This window comes from Mesorhizobium sp. B2-6-2 (assembly GCF_006440615.1).
Lineage (GTDB): Bacteria > Pseudomonadota > Alphaproteobacteria > Rhizobiales > Rhizobiaceae > Mesorhizobium.
The window spans coordinates 915,993-929,592 of record NZ_VFUG01000001.1 but is presented as its reverse complement, the minus strand read 5'-3'; the positions used below and the strand labels follow the sequence as shown (position 1 = coordinate 929,592).

13 protein-coding genes are annotated in these 13,600 nt (G+C 65.0%); 10 read left to right on the top strand and 3 right to left on the bottom strand.

Annotated elements, in window-relative coordinates:
- Positions 1-13: 13 nt before the first annotated feature.
- From FJ419_RS04550 to FJ419_RS04540, 3 genes are all read right to left on the bottom strand, one after another.
- Positions 14-1,393, bottom strand: a complete 1,380-nt coding sequence (locus FJ419_RS04550) for an aspartate aminotransferase family protein (protein ID WP_140687931.1) — start codon at positions 1,391-1,393, stop codon at positions 14-16.
- Positions 1,394-1,427: 34 nt separating this feature from the next.
- Positions 1,428-2,921 (bottom strand): NAD-dependent succinate-semialdehyde dehydrogenase, encoded by a 1,494-nt coding sequence (locus FJ419_RS04545; RefSeq protein WP_140687929.1) that lies wholly within the window; start codon positions 2,919-2,921, stop codon positions 1,428-1,430.
- 321 nt (positions 2,922-3,242) lie between these two features.
- Positions 3,243-3,725: an Lrp/AsnC family transcriptional regulator gene (locus FJ419_RS04540; RefSeq protein ID WP_140687927.1), complete on the bottom strand. Its 483-nt coding sequence runs from the start codon at positions 3,723-3,725 to the stop codon at positions 3,243-3,245.
- 83 nt (positions 3,726-3,808) lie between these two features.
- On the opposite strand from FJ419_RS04540, the gene FJ419_RS04535 reads away from it, so the two are divergent.
- The 10 genes from FJ419_RS04535 to doeB all read left to right on the top strand — a co-directional run bounded on the left by FJ419_RS04535 (position 3,809) and on the right by doeB (position 13,591).
- The gene (locus FJ419_RS04535) at positions 3,809-5,194 is read left to right on the top strand and encodes a PLP-dependent aminotransferase family protein (protein ID WP_140687925.1); all 1,386 of its coding nucleotides are present in this window, start codon (positions 3,809-3,811) and stop codon (positions 5,192-5,194) included.
- Positions 5,195-5,329: 135 nt separating this feature from the next.
- A complete protein-coding gene (gene ehuA, locus FJ419_RS04530) occupies positions 5,330-6,115 on the top strand; it encodes an ectoine/hydroxyectoine ABC transporter ATP-binding protein EhuA (protein ID WP_140687922.1) in 786 nt (261 codons plus the stop codon).
- 95 nt (positions 6,116-6,210) lie between these two features.
- Positions 6,211-7,062 carry an ectoine/hydroxyectoine ABC transporter substrate-binding protein EhuB gene (gene ehuB, locus FJ419_RS04525; protein ID WP_140687920.1) on the top strand — a complete coding sequence of 284 codons (852 nt, stop codon included), beginning with the start codon at positions 6,211-6,213 and terminating at the stop codon, positions 7,060-7,062.
- 211 nt (positions 7,063-7,273) lie between these two features.
- A complete protein-coding gene (ehuC, locus tag FJ419_RS04520; RefSeq protein ID WP_140687918.1) occupies positions 7,274-7,933 on the top strand; it encodes an ectoine/hydroxyectoine ABC transporter permease subunit EhuC in 660 nt (219 codons plus the stop codon).
- The gene (gene ehuD / locus FJ419_RS04515) at positions 7,933-8,592 is read left to right on the top strand and encodes an ectoine/hydroxyectoine ABC transporter permease subunit EhuD (RefSeq protein ID WP_140687915.1); all 660 of its coding nucleotides are present in this window, start codon (positions 7,933-7,935) and stop codon (positions 8,590-8,592) included. The genes ehuC and ehuD overlap by 1 nt, the downstream gene beginning before the upstream one ends.
- 5 nt (positions 8,593-8,597) lie before the next feature.
- A complete protein-coding gene (gene eutA / locus FJ419_RS04510; protein ID WP_140688161.1) occupies positions 8,598-9,374 on the top strand; it encodes an ectoine utilization protein EutA in 777 nt (258 codons plus the stop codon).
- A 20-nt stretch (positions 9,375-9,394) separates the two neighbouring features.
- Complete coding sequence (eutB, locus tag FJ419_RS04505; protein WP_140688158.1) at positions 9,395-10,378, top strand: hydroxyectoine utilization dehydratase EutB; 984 nt, start codon at positions 9,395-9,397, stop codon at positions 10,376-10,378.
- Positions 10,375-11,367, top strand: coding sequence for a cyclodeaminase (locus tag FJ419_RS04500; protein ID WP_140687912.1), 993 nt, complete (start codon positions 10,375-10,377; stop codon positions 11,365-11,367). Before eutB ends, FJ419_RS04500 begins: the two co-directional genes overlap by 4 nt.
- Before the next feature lie 36 nt (positions 11,368-11,403).
- Positions 11,404-12,582, top strand: coding sequence for an ectoine hydrolase DoeA (gene doeA, locus FJ419_RS04495; protein ID WP_140687910.1), 1,179 nt, complete (start codon positions 11,404-11,406; stop codon positions 12,580-12,582).
- Between the two features lie 4 nt (positions 12,583-12,586).
- Positions 12,587-13,591 carry a N(2)-acetyl-L-2,4-diaminobutanoate deacetylase DoeB gene (gene doeB, locus FJ419_RS04490; protein WP_140687908.1) on the top strand — a complete coding sequence of 335 codons (1,005 nt, stop codon included), beginning with the start codon at positions 12,587-12,589 and terminating at the stop codon, positions 13,589-13,591.
- The last annotated feature ends 9 nt before the right edge of the window (positions 13,592-13,600 follow it).

Sequence of the window (13,600 nt, the reverse complement as noted above, 5' to 3'; positions counted from 1 at the left end):
CAGATGTCGCTTCTCAGATGCTCGCCAATACGCTGTTCACCGCGTCGGCGGTTTTTGCGACGATGATGTCGGCTTCCTCGCGCGTCAGGCAGAGCGGCGGCGCGAAACCGAGGATGTCGCCCTGCGGCATGGCGCGGCCGATGACGCCGCTTGCCGCTAGCGCGGTGGCGATCTGCGGCCCGACCTTCAGCGCCGGATCGAAGAAGACGCGGTCGTCGCGGTCCTTCACGAACTCGATTGCGGCCAGCATGCCGTCGCCACGCACCTCGCCGACATTCCGGTGGCCGCCTACGGCCTTGGCGAGCTCGGCGCGGAAGTAAGCACCGGTCTCGCCGGCGTTCCGCACCAGGTCCATCTCGTCGATCAGCTCGAGATTGGCGACACCGGCGGCAACGCAGATCGGGTGCGCCGAATAGGTCCAGCCATGGCCAAGCGAGCCCAGCTTGTCGGAGCCATTGACCAGCACCTGCCAGACCTTGTCGGCGACGATCACGCCGGAAAGCGGCGCATAGGCCGAGGTCAGGCCCTTGGCGATGGTGATCAGGTCCGGCTTGATGCCGTAATGGTCGGAGCCGAACATGGTGCCGAGACGACCAAAGCCGGTCACCACCTCGTCGGCGACGAGCAGCACGTCGTATTTGTTGAGCACGGCCTGAATCTTTGCCCAATATCCGGCCGGCGGCGGAACGATGCCGCCGGTGCCGAGGATCGGTTCGCCGATGAAGGCTGCGACCGTGTCGGGGCCTTCGGCCAGGATCATCTCCTCAAGCTTGTCGGCGCAATGCTGCGAGAACTGCTCCTCGCTCATCGAGCGGTCGGCGCGGCGGAAATAATACGGCGCTTCGGTATGCATGATCGGGGCGCGCGGCAAGTCGAAGGCATTGTGGAACAGCTCGAGCCCGGTCAGCGACCCGGTCATGACGCCCGAGCCGTGATAACCACGCCAGCGCGAGATGATCTTCTTCTTCTCGGGCCGGCCGAGAACGTTGTTGTAATACCAGATCAGCTTGATGTTGGTCTCATTGGCATCGGAGCCGGAGAGGCCGAAATAGACTCGGCTCATGCCTTTCGGCGCGCGGTCGACGATCATCTTGGCAAGCGTGATAGAGGCCTCGGTGCCATGCCCGACATAGGCGTGGTAGTAGGCGAGGTTCTTCGCCTGCTCGGCGATGGCATCGGCGATCTTCTGGCGGCCGTAACCGACATTGACGCAATAGAGGCCGGCGAAGGCATCGATGCTCTTCTTGCCGGTGTTGTCCCAGATGGTGACGCCTTCGCCGCCGACCATGATGCGGGCCGGCGATTCACCGCGCGCGTGCGTGCCCATATGCGTCGAGGGATGGAAGAAGTGGTCGCGATCCCAGGCGGAGAGTTCGTTGGACTGTTCGAGCATTTTTGACTCCTGACGAGAATAAGGCCTGCGCAGCTTAGGCTACGTCGAGGCAGAGGTATTTCAGATCGGTGAAGGCTTCGAGGCCGTGGCGCGAGCCCTCGCGGCCGATGCCGGACTGCTTGACGCCGCCGAAGGGGATCGGCGCGCCGGTGATCTTGACCCGGTTGATCGCGACCATGCCGTACTCCAAGGCGCGGCCCATGCGCGCCTGGCGCGCGCCGTTTTCGGTGACGACATAGGCGACCAGGCCGTATTCCGTGGCATTGGCGCGGGCGACGACTTCCGCCTCGTCGTCGAACGGCGTCACGGCGGCGACAGGGCCGAAGGTTTCTTCGCGCATGATCAGCGCTTCGTCAGGCACATCGGCGAGCAGCGTCGGCTGATAGAACAGCGGCCCGGCCGCGTGGCGCTCGCCGCCGGTCAGGCAGCGCGCGCCGTGGGTGAGCGCATCGGCGACTTGCTCCTCGACCTTCTTCACCGCGCGCTCATGCATCAGCGGCCCGATATCGGCGTCAGCGGATAGGCCGTTGCCGGTGCGGAGTTGCTCGATGCGACGGGCGAAAGCGGCGCAGAAGCGATCATAGATCGGCCGCTGCACATAGATGCGGTTGGCGGCGAGGCAATCCTGGCCGGAGGTGGCGAATTTGGCATTGAGCGCGATCTTGACGGCCTTGTCGATATCGGCGTCGTCGAAGACGATCAGCGGCGCGTGGCCGCCGAGCTCCATCACCAGCCGTTTCATCGTCGGCGCGCTCTGCGCGGCGATCAGCCGGCCGACTTCGGTCGAGCCGGTGAAGCTCATGGCGCGGACCCGCGCATCGGCGCACATCGCGCCAACGATGGTGCGCGCATTACCGGTGACGATGTTGAAGACGCCTGCCGGCAGCCCGGCACGCTCGCCGAGCTCGGCCAGCGCCAAAGCCGACAGCGGCGTTTCCGAGGACGGGTGCGCCACGACGGTGCAGCCAGCGGCCAAAGCTGCGGCCGCCTTGCGGGTGAGCATGGCCGACGGAAAATTCCACGGCGTCACGATGCCGACGACACCGAGCGGTTCGCGGCGCACCGACATCTCCGCATTCGGCAGATGGCTGGTGACGCTTTCGGCGTTGAGGCGTTTCGCTTCCTCGGCATACCACTCGACGAAGGACGCGGCGTAGTCGATCTCGCCCAGCGATTCCTTCAGCGGCTTGCCTTGTTCCAGCGTCATCAGCAGCGCCAGATCGTCCTTGGCGGCGATGATCAGATCGAACCATTTTCGCAGGATTTTCGAGCGCTCCTGCGGCAGCGCCGAGCGCCAGGCGGGAAACGCACGTGACGCGGCATTGATCGCCTTTGTCGTCTGGGCAGCATCGAGCGCGGCGACAAAGGCGACGGTAGCGCCGGTGGCCGGATCGGTAACCTCAAAACTTGCCGCCGCTTCGCTCGCCGTCCAGTGGCCGTCGACATAGGCGAGCGCGCGCAGCAGCCGGCGATCGGCGAGGCGGTCGAGCGCGTCATGGTGGTTGGTACGAGCAAAATGCGCGGACATCAGTCGGGTCTCCCGGTGCCGAGGCGATATGGAGAGACTAGTCGCACGATCGAGACAAAGGGGCTGTTTCGGCAAGCTGACAGAGAGAGACTATCTCTATTGCCCGGCGGCCTCAGACAATCTCTCTAGCTCGACGGCTGAGGCAAAGTTCCCCCTCACCCGGATTGCCAACCGAATTGCGAAGAGCAATTCGGGGCAATCCGACCTCTCCCCGAGGGGAGAGGAGGAAGCGAGCCCCGGCGCCAAATCTCTTCTCCCCTCGGGGAGAAGGTGGCCGCGAAGCGGCCGGATGAGGGGGCCTTCGCCGAGACATCACCCTTATTACGGCAGCAGATCGGCCACCGGCAGCACGGTTTCGTCCTTGACCGTCTTGGTGACGATGTAGGTGAAGTAGCGGTCGATGCCGATCTCGCGCTCAAGCAGCCCGTCGACCAGCCGTTGATAGGCGTCGATGTCGCGCGCCATCACTTTCAGCACGTAGTCGACGCCGCCGCCCACCGACCAGCAGGCAATGATCTCCGGGATATCGCGCACCACCCGCTCGAAGCGGTCGAAGTCAGCCTGGCGATGATTGGCCAGGGTCACCTCCATCAGCACCGTCGCCACCGGCGCGACGGCACGCATGGCGATCGCGGCGTGATAGCCGGAGACGATGCCGGCCTTCTCCAGCTTGCGCAGCCGCATCCAGCACGGCGTCGGCGACAGGCCGACCTTCTCGGCCAGCGCCAGCTTGGTGATGCGCCCGTCGCGCTGGATGGCGTCGAGAATCCTGAGGTCGATCGGGTCGAGTTTCGCTGCCGCCATGCGGGGTCCGCCTTTCGTTGCGGACACCATGACGATGCATTATTTCGATTGTCAATTGCACTGATTTCGATCTCTAATAAGTCATGACATTATGGCAGCCAGATCCTGCTCTCATCCGCCGACCGGCCTATCTCTCGCTGGCCGACCAGTTCGCACGCGCCATCCATGACGGGCGGCTGGCCAACGGCACGCGGCTGCCGACGCACCGCCGGCTGGCGGACGATCTGAAGCTTTCGGTGCAGACCGTCAGCCGCGCCTATGAGGAGTTGATCCGCCGGGGACTGATTTCCGGCGAGGTCGGCCGCGGCAGCTTCGTGCAGACGCAGCGCCGCGAGCCCGAGCCGCCCTATATCCCGGAACGGCTTGGCGAGGTCATCGACCTCTCCATCCTGAAGCCGGTCTGCGAGCCGATGCATCTGGAGAAACTGAAGCAGGCGCTGGGCTGGCTCTCCGAGAACCTGCCGTCGAGCTCGGCGCTGTCGTTCCGGCCGAACATGGTTTTCCCGCGCCACCGCGCGGTCGCGGTCGAGTGGCTGAAGCTTTGCGGCCTTGAAGCCTCGCCGCAGAACATCAGCCTGACCAACGGTGCCACTGCCGGCATGACGGTGGCGCTGATGAGCGTCGCGCCGCCCGGCTCGACGGTCGCTACCGAAGCGATCGGCCACCACACACTGATCCCGCTCGCCCGCTATCTCGGCTTCAACCTTGAAGGCCTGCCGATCGACGGCAACGGGCTGGTCCCCGAAGCGCTTGACGCGGCCTGCCGCCACTCGGACATCCGCGCTGTGTTCGTCCAGCCGTCTGTGATCAACCCGACGGCGACGCTCATGGACGCCACAAGGCGCGAACAGATCGCGGCGGTTGCCCGCAAGCACGATATCGCCATCATCGAGAACGACGTGCTCGGGCCGCTGGTTGAAGGCAGGCCGCCCGCGGTTGCCGCCTTTGCGCCGGAGCGGACGCTTTACGTCACCTCCTTCACCAAAATCGTCGTGCCAGGCCTGCGCATCGGCTATCTCGCGGTACCGGACCGTTATGTCGCGGCCGTCGCCAACCGCCACCTCGTCTCGAACTGGATGGCGACGCCGATGGTGGCGGAAATCGCGACGCGCTGGGTGACCGACGGCACCGCGATGGAGCTGGTCAACTGGCAGCGCGGCGCGCTGAGGCGCCGGCAGGAGATTGCTGCGGAAGTGCTGGCCGGCGTCGATTACCGCGTCCACCGCGACGGGCTGCATCTATGGCTCGAGCTGCCTGGCGACCGGGCCGAGGAGAGCTTTGTCGCGCAGGCGCGCCTGCGCGGAGTGGCGATCGCGCCGGGCACCTCGTTCCGCATCGCCGACACGCCGTGGCATCCGGCCGTGCGCATCTCGCTCGGATCGACCACCGAGGGGGAACTGCGGGCGGGCCTGAGCGTTGTCGCCAAGCTGTTGCTCGGCGATCCGGAGCATCTCCTGCTCGCCATCTGATGCACAAATGGAGCCAGATTGCCCTGAAATTGTGCGGCGCCGAAAATATTGTCATGATATTATTTTCTCAATTGACATGATTTGGCGCGTTTCGCATCGTTAAGGGCATAGGCTTCTCCAGAACGGGGACATGGATTGCCCGAGCCCATCATCAAGGTTGATGCGATTTCGAAGAGCTTCGGCGCCTTCAAGGTGCTGGACGGCCTATCGATGCAGGTCATGCCCGGCGAGAAGCTGGCGCTGATCGGCCCGTCCGGTTCAGGCAAGACGACGATCCTGCGCATCCTGATGACGCTGGAGAAGATCGACGGCGGCCATATCCAGGTCGACGGCGAGCAGCTCTACCACATGGAGCGCAACGGCCAGCTGCTGCCGGCCGACGAGCGGCACCTGGCCAGGATGCGCCAGAAGATCGGCATGGTCTTCCAGCTGTTCAATCTCTTCCCGCACAAATGCGTCATGGACAATGTGACCCTGGCGCCGATGCTGACCAAGGGCATCGCGCGCGCCGCCGCCGAGAAGCGGGCGATGGAACTGCTCGACATGGTCGGACTTGCGGACAAGGCGAAGGCGATGCCGGCTCAGCTCTCCGGCGGCCAGAAGCAGCGCGTGGCGATCGCCAGGGCGCTGGCGCTATCGCCCAAGATCATGCTGTTCGACGAGGTCACCTCGGCGCTCGATCCGGAGCTCGTCGAGGAAGTGCTCAACGTCATGCGCAAGCTCGCCGCCGAGACCGACATGACGATGCTTCTGGTCACCCATGAGATGGGCTTCGCCCACGACTTCGCCGACCGCGTGCTGTTCTTCGACCGCGGCAGGATCGTCGAGGAAGGCAAGCCCGATGAGATTTTCCGCCATCCCAAACAGGAAAGAACACAGAGCTTCCTGAAGAAGATCATCGCGGCCGGACATCGCGTCTGACCGCAATGCAAACGGGCGGCGCAAGCCGTCCACGGGCGACCAAAGGCCGCCCCGAACCAAGGTAAACCAAGAAGACAAACAAGGAGTTGGGAACAATGAAGAAACTTGGCATTCTGGCTGGCGTCGCCGGCCTCGCGATCACCGCGATGTTGCTCGCCCCCGGCGCGCGGTCGGCGGATGACGCCAAGCTGGAGCAGCTCAAGCAGCAGGGCTTCGCCCGCGTCGCCATCGCCAACGAGCCGCCCTATACGGCGGTCGCCGCCGACGGCAAGGTATCGGGCGCGGCGCCCGACGTTGCGCGCGAGATCTTCAAGCGTCTCGGCGTCAACGACATCGTCGCTTCCATCTCCGAATACGGCGCGATGATCCCCGGCCTGCAGGCCGGCCGCTTCGACGTCGTCACCGCCGGCCTGTTCATGAAGCCGGAGCGTTGCGCGGCGGTCGCCTATTCCGAGCCGGTGCTTTGCGATGCCGAAGCGATGCTGGTGAAGAAAGGCAATCCGAAGGGCTTCAAGAGCTACGAGGACATCGCCAAGGACAGCTCCGCCACGGTCGGCGCGCCGGGCGGCGGCACCGAGGAGAAGCTGGCGCTCAATGCCGGCGTGCCGCGCGATCGCGTCATCGTCGTGCCGGATGGCCAGAGCGGCCTGAAGATGGTCCAGGACGGCCGTATCGACGCCTATTCTCTGCCTGTGCTCTCGATCAACGACCTGATGAAGAAGGCCAACGACCCGAACCTCGAAGTGATCGCGCCGGTGCAGGGCGCGCCGGTCTATTGCGATGGCGCAGCGTTCAAGAAGGGCGACGAGGCACTGCGCGACGCCTATGACGTCGAGCTCGCCAAAATGAAGAAGTCCGGCGAGTTCGCCAAGATCATCGAGCCCTACGGCTTCTCCGCCAAGGCGGCGATGTCGACGACGCGCGAGAAGCTCTGCGCGGCGAAGTAGGACGCGGCCTTTGCCTTCTCCCCGTTTAACGGGGAGAAGGTGTCACGAAGTGACGGATGAGGGGCGGCGCCAGCATTTCAAGTTTGGCGCTGCCCCTCATCTGCCTGCCCATCCTACGCAGCAGCTGCGCTGCGGCTACGGAGAGTAAACCGGCATCTCCCTGTCGATGGTAGGCGCCAAGTACATCAAATGTTGGGAAACTTCTAGTTTTATGACCCAGTGGTCCGGCTATCTCGGCCTGATATTGCAGGGAGCGCTTGTCACCATCGAGCTGACGCTGATGGGGTCGGTGCTTGCGCTGATCATGGCCTTCCTGGCCGGCATCGGACGCGTGTCGCGCTTCTTCGTCAACCGCGCGTTGGCGACGACCTACATCGAATTCTTCCGCGGCACCTCGATCTTCGTGCAGCTGTTCTGGGCCTATTTCGTGCTGCCTTTCGCCGGCCTGTCGCTGACGCCGCTGCAGGCCGGCGTGCTGGCGCTGGGCTTGAATGTCGGCGCCTACGCGGCGGAAGTCGTGCGCGGCGCCATCCTGTCGGTCGGCCGCGAGCAATACGAGGCCTGCACGGCGCTCAATCTCGGCCGCTGGCAAGGCATGCGCCATGTGATCCTGCCGCAGGCGCTGCTGGTCATGCTGCCGACCTTCGGCAACAACGCGATCGAGCTGCTCAAGGCAACCTCGGTCGTGTCGCTTATCTCGCTCGCCGACCTGACCTTCCAGGCGCAGGTGGTGCGCTCGCAGACCGGCAGCACGCTGATGCCCTTCCTCTCCGTGCTGGTCATCTATTTCGCGCTGGCGCTGATTATCTCCTGGGGCATTCGCACGCTGGAGCGCCGCATGGCGCGCGGCCTCGACGGAGTGCGCGTCTGATGGATTGGGATTGGAACTTCGTCTGGGAGATCATGCCGACCCTGATCCAGGGGGTGAAGATCACCATCCTGGCGACGGTGCTCGGCTCGATCCTGGCGGCGATCGTGGGGCTTGGGATCGCGCTGGCGCGGCGCTCGGAGAACCGCATCGTCGCGCGCAGCGTCGGCTGGTTCGCCGAGTTCATCCGCGGCACGCCGCTCCTGGTGCAGCTCTATTTCATCTTCTACGTGCTGCCCGATATCGGCATCCTGCTGCCGCCGCTGGTGGCGGGCGTCATCGGGCTTGGCCTGCACTACGGCACCTACACGGCCGAGGTTTACCGCGCCGGCATCGACAATGTGCCGCGCGGCCAGTGGGAAGCTGCCAAGGCCTGCAATCTGGGCGGCCGCCACACCTGGACGCATATCATCCTGCCGCAGGCGATCCCGCCGATGATCCCGGCCCTGGCCAACTATTTCATCGCCATGTTCAAGGAGACGCCGCTGCTGTCGGCGATCACCGTGCTGGAACTGATGAACCAGGCCAAGAGCGTCGCCAACACTTACTACCGCTACATCGAGCCGATGACGCTGGTCGGCGCCTTCTTCCTCGTCATCAGCCTCTGCTCCGTCGTGCTGTTGCGCTGGCTGGAGCATCGCTACGGCAGGATCGAAAGATGAAAGTCATGAACGCATTGCCCGAGATTCGCCTCGAAGCGGCGCGCCCCACGCTGGACGCGCGTCCGCTGGAAAAGCGCGTCGGCCTGATCGCGCTTGCGACCGACCACACCAGCGAAGTGGATTTCCGCCGCATGGTGGCGAGCGAGCGGGTCGGCGTCTATGTCGCGCGCATTCCCTACGCCAATCCGACGACGCCGGATAATCTGCGCAAGATGCAGCCGTCGCTTTCGGCGGGCGCGGCGCTGATCCTGCCGGACGAGGCGCTCGATGCGATATGCTACTCGTGCACCTCTGCGTCGGTGGTGATCGGCGACGCCGAGATCGAGCAGGCGATCCATGCAGCCAAGCCCGGCGTGCCCGTCGTCACCCCGCCGATGGCCGGCGTGCGCGGCCTGAACGCTTTTGGGGTGAAGCGCATCAGCATCCTGACTCCTTACACCGTCGAGACCAGCCGGCCGATGGCCGCCTATTTCGCCGCGCACGGCTTCGATATCCAAAGCTTCACCTGCCTCGGTTTCGAGGACGACCGCGAGATGGCGCGCATCACGCCGGCGTCCCTGGTCGAGCTGGCGCGCAACGTCACCCATCCGCAGGCCGATGCGCTGTTCGTCTCATGCACCGCGTTGCGCGCCGCACTGGCGGTTCCCGGCATGGAGGAGGCGATCGGACGTCCGGTCGTCACCAGCAACCAGGCCAGCGCCTGGAACTGCCTGCGGCTGTGCGGCGACGAAACGCCCCGGCCCGAATTCGGCCGGCTGTGGACGAAGCCGCTGGCCCAGTGAACGAAATGTCCGTGATCGAAATGATTGTTGGGCTTCAGCATATTCGCGCGGCGCGCGAGCGCATTGCAGGCAAGGTCGAGCGGACACCCATCGTGCTGTCGCAAAGCCTCTCGGACCGCGCGGGCCGTCCTGTTCATCTCAAGCTGGAGCATCACCAGACCACCGGCGCGTTCAAGCTGCGCGGCGCTTCCAATGCGATCGCAGCATTGAGCGCGGAAGAAAAATCGCGCGGCGTCGTCGCCGCCTCGACCGGCAATCATGGCCGCGCGCTGGCGCATGCGGCAAAGCTCGAAGGCATCCGCGCGGTGATCTGCATGTCGAGGCTGGTGCCGGAAAACAAGCTCGACGCCATCCGTCGCCTCGGCGCGGATATCCGCATCGTCGGCAACAGCCAGGACGACGCCCAGCAGGAAGTCGACAGGCTGGTGACGGAAGAAGGGCTGATCATGCTGCCGCCCTTCGACCATCCCGATATCGTCGCCGGACAAGGCACGCTCGGATTGGAGATCATGGAGCAGGTGCCGGATGCCGCGGCCGTGCTGGTGCCGCTCTCCGGCGGCGGGCTGGCGGCCGGTGTGGCGGCGGCGGTCAAAGGCGTGAGCCCGCGCACCAAAATCGTCGGCATCTCGATGGCGCGCGGTGCTGCGATGAAGGCCAGCCTCGACGCCGGCCGGCCGGTGCAGGTCGAGGAATTGCCGACGCTGGCGGATTCGCTCGGCGGCGGCATCGGCCTCGACAACCGGCTGACCTTTGCGATGTGCCGGGGACTGCTCGACGACGTCGTGCTGCTTGCCGAGGACGAGATCGCCGCCGGCATCCGCCATGCCTATGAAGAGGAGCGTGAGATTGTCGAAGGCGCCGGGGCCGTCGGCATAGGCGCGCTGCTTGCCGGCAAGGTCAAAGTGAACGGCCCCACTGTTCTCATCCTCTCCGGCAAAAACATCGACATGAGCCTGCACCGTCGCATCGTCTGCGGCGAGACAATCGCGGAGCGCGCAGCATGAGCCGCATAACAATCCTCACCGAGGCGGAGCTTCGCAAGATCGTGACGCTCGATCTGGACGCCGTTGCCTGCGTCGAGAACGCTTTTCGCGCCTTGGCCACGCTGCCGGTGGCAATGCCGCCGATTCTGCGGCTCGACATTCACGAGCATCGCGGCGAGGTCGACGTGAAGTCCGCCTATGTGCCGGGCATTGACGGTTTCGCCGTCAAGATAAGCTCCGGTTTCTTCGACAATCCGACGCTCGGTCTGCCGAGCGGCGGCGGCATGATGGTGTTGCTTTCGGCCAAAACCGGCGTGGTTGAGGCGCTGCTGCTCGACAATGGCTATCTGACCGATATCCGCACGGCCGCCGCCGGCGCGGTCGCGGCCAGGCATTTGTCGCGCCAAGACTCAAGCGTAGCCGCGATCTTCGGCGCCGGCCTGCAGGCTGGGCTGCAGCTCGAAGCTCTGCGTTTGGTCCGGCCGATCGCAGAGGCACGAATCTGGGCGCGCGACGCCGCCAAGGCTGAAGCCACCGCCGCGCGCCTGCGCGAGAAGCTCGGTATCCTGGTGCGGGCCGAGCCGGATGCGGCGAACGCGGCAGCGGGCGCCGACATCATCGTCACCACCACGCCGTCGACCGAACCGCTGATCAAGGCTGGTTTCGTCACCGCCGGCCAGCACATCACAGCCATGGGCTCGGATGCCGAGCACAAGAACGAGATCGCGCCGGCGATCCTGCGCATGGCCGATCTCTATGTCGCCGACAGCGCCAAGCAGACGCGGCGCCTGGGCGAGCTCCATCACGCCATCGAGGCGGCGGTCTTCGCCGCCGACGCCGAGGTCACGGAGCTCGGCCAGATCATCGCCGGCAGCAAGCCCGGACGGCGCTCGGCCAGCGACATCACCATCGCCGACCTCACCGGCACCGGCGTGCAGGACACTGCGATCGCCACTTTGGCTCGCGACCGTGCACGCGCCGCCAATGCCGGGCTCGATTTCGAAAGTTGATGCTGGCCGCCAGGCCCAACAAACGAGGACAACAAAATGCAGCCAAACCTGAAATTCTCGCGGAGCGAATTTGCCGATCGCCTCGCCAAGACACGAAAAGCCATGGAGGCTAAAGGCGTCGATCTGCTGATCGTCAGCGATCCCTCCAACATGGCCTGGCTGACGGGCTATGACGGCTGGTCATTCTATGTGCATCAGGCCGTCATCGTGCCGCCTTCCGGCGAGCCGGTCTGGTACGGCCGCGGCCAGGACGCCAACGGCGCCAAGCGCACCGCCTATCTCGCGCATGGCAACATCATCGGCTACGCCGACCATTATGTGCAGTCGACCGAGCGGCATCCGATGGATTACCTCGCCAGCGTGCTGGCCGAGCGCGGCTGGGACAAGCTCAGCATCGGCGTCGAGATGGACAATTACTGGTTTTCGGCCGCCGCCTTCGCGGCGCTGCAGAAGCACCTGCCCAATGCCCGCTTCGCCGATGCCACAGCGCTGGTGAACTGGCAGCGCGCCGTGAAAAGCCCGACCGAGATCGAGTATATGCGCAACGCCGCCCGTATCGTCGAGGCGATGCACCAGCGAATCGTCGACAAAATAGAGGTCGGCATGCGCAAATGCGACTTGGTCGCCGAGATCTACGATGCCGGCACGCGCGGCGTCGCCGGCATCGGTGGCGACTATCCGGCGATCGTGCCGCTCTTGCCGTCGGGAGCGGACGCTTCGGCGCCGCATCTCACCTGGGACGACAAGCCGATGAAGGTGAACGAAGGCACGTTCTTCGAGATCGCCGGCTGCTACAATCGCTACCATTGTCCGCTGTCGCGCACCGTGTTCCTCGGCAAGCCGACGCAGGCGTTCCTCGATGCCGAGAAGGCCACACTTGAGGGCATGGAAGCAGGTCTGGCCGCCGCCAAGCCGGGCAATGCCTGCGAGGACATCGCCAATGCCTTCTTCGCCGTCTTGAAAAAGTACGGCATCGTCAAGGACAACCGCACCGGCTACTCGATCGGTCTTTCCTATCCGCCGGACTGGGGCGAGCGCACCATGAGCCTGCGTCCCGGCGACCGCACCGAGCTCAAGCCTGGCATGACCTTCCATTTCATGACCGGACTGTGGCTGGAGACGATGGGGCTGGAGATCACCGAGTCGATCCTGATCACCGACACCGGCGTCGAGTGCCTGGCCAACGTGCCGCGCAAACTGTTCGTGAAGGACTGAGCCGATGTCCGCTTTGCGTCCCTCGCCGATCGCACCGACCGTCGACTTCGAGCGCGACGGCGTTCAGCACGGCTTCCTGCGCCTGCCCTACAGCCGGGACGATTCCGCCTGGGGATCGGTGATGATTCCGGTCTGTGTCGTGCGCAACGGCAAGGGCTCCACGGCGCTGCTCACCGGCGGCAATCACGGTGATGAATATGAGGGGCCGCTGGCGCTCTACGAACTCGCCCGCACCCTCGATCCGAAAAACGTCTCCGGCACGGTCATCATCGTGCCGGCGATGAACTATCCGGCCTTCCGGGCCGGCACGCGCACCTCGCCGATCGACAAGGGCAATATGAACCGCTCCTTCCCCGGCCGCCCGGACGGCACGGTGACGGAGAAGATCGGCGACTATTTCCAACGCGAGCTGCTGCCGCGCGCAGACATCGTCTTCGACTTCCATTCGGGCGGAAAAACGCTGGACTTCGTGCCGTTCTGCGCGGCGCATACGCTGCCGGACAAGGCCCAGGAGAAAAAGGCCTTCGCCGCCGTCGAGGCTTTCTCGGCGCCGTTCTCGATGCGCATGACCGAGATCGACGCGGTCGGCATGTATGACACGGCCGCCGAGGAGATGGGCAAGGTCTTCGTCACCACCGAGCTCGGCGGCGGCGGAACCTCGCGCGCCGAGACGGTGCGGATCGCCCGGCGCGGCATCCTCAACGTGCTGCGCCACGCCGGCATCGTCGATGGTGCGGTCGAGAAGGGCAGAACTCAGTGGCTGGACATGCCGTCAGGCGATTGCTTCGCCTTCGCCGAGGATGACGGCATGATCGAGACGATGCTCGACCTCGGCGAGCCTGTGGAGAGCGGCCAGGTTGTCGCGCGCATCCATCCGGTCGGGCGCACCGGACAAGCGCCGCAGGAGATCAGGGCAAGGATGTCGGGGCTGCTCGCCGCGCGTCACTTCCCGGGCCTGGTCAAGGCGGGCGACTGCGTCTCGGTGCTGGCCGTGTCCGTTCGGGAATAGGGTTGATGC

What these genes read in the sequence shown, in the direction of transcription:
- doeA (WP_140687910.1), top strand. Translation starts at nt 11,404, where the DNA reads ATGCAGCCAAACCTGAAATTCTCGCGGAGCGAATTTGCCGATCGCCTC.
- ehuD (WP_140687915.1), top strand. Translation starts at nt 7,933, where the DNA reads ATGGATTGGGATTGGAACTTCGTCTGGGAGATCATGCCGACCCTGATC.
- ehuC (WP_140687918.1), top strand. Translation starts at nt 7,274, where the DNA reads ATGACCCAGTGGTCCGGCTATCTCGGCCTGATATTGCAGGGAGCGCTT.
- FJ419_RS04550 (WP_140687931.1), bottom strand. Translation starts at nt 1,393, where the DNA reads ATGCTCGAACAGTCCAACGAACTCTCCGCCTGGGATCGCGACCACTTC.
- eutB (WP_140688158.1), top strand. Translation starts at nt 9,395, where the DNA reads ATGATTGTTGGGCTTCAGCATATTCGCGCGGCGCGCGAGCGCATTGCA.
- FJ419_RS04500 (WP_140687912.1), top strand. Translation starts at nt 10,375, where the DNA reads ATGAGCCGCATAACAATCCTCACCGAGGCGGAGCTTCGCAAGATCGTG.
- FJ419_RS04540 (WP_140687927.1), bottom strand. Translation starts at nt 3,725, where the DNA reads ATGGCGGCAGCGAAACTCGACCCGATCGACCTCAGGATTCTCGACGCC.
- eutA (WP_140688161.1), top strand. Translation starts at nt 8,598, where the DNA reads ATGAACGCATTGCCCGAGATTCGCCTCGAAGCGGCGCGCCCCACGCTG.
- ehuB (WP_140687920.1), top strand. Translation starts at nt 6,211, where the DNA reads ATGAAGAAACTTGGCATTCTGGCTGGCGTCGCCGGCCTCGCGATCACC.
- FJ419_RS04535 (WP_140687925.1), top strand. Translation starts at nt 3,809, where the DNA reads ATGACATTATGGCAGCCAGATCCTGCTCTCATCCGCCGACCGGCCTAT.
- doeB (WP_140687908.1), top strand. Translation starts at nt 12,587, where the DNA reads ATGTCCGCTTTGCGTCCCTCGCCGATCGCACCGACCGTCGACTTCGAG.
- FJ419_RS04545 (WP_140687929.1), bottom strand. Translation starts at nt 2,921, where the DNA reads ATGTCCGCGCATTTTGCTCGTACCAACCACCATGACGCGCTCGACCGC.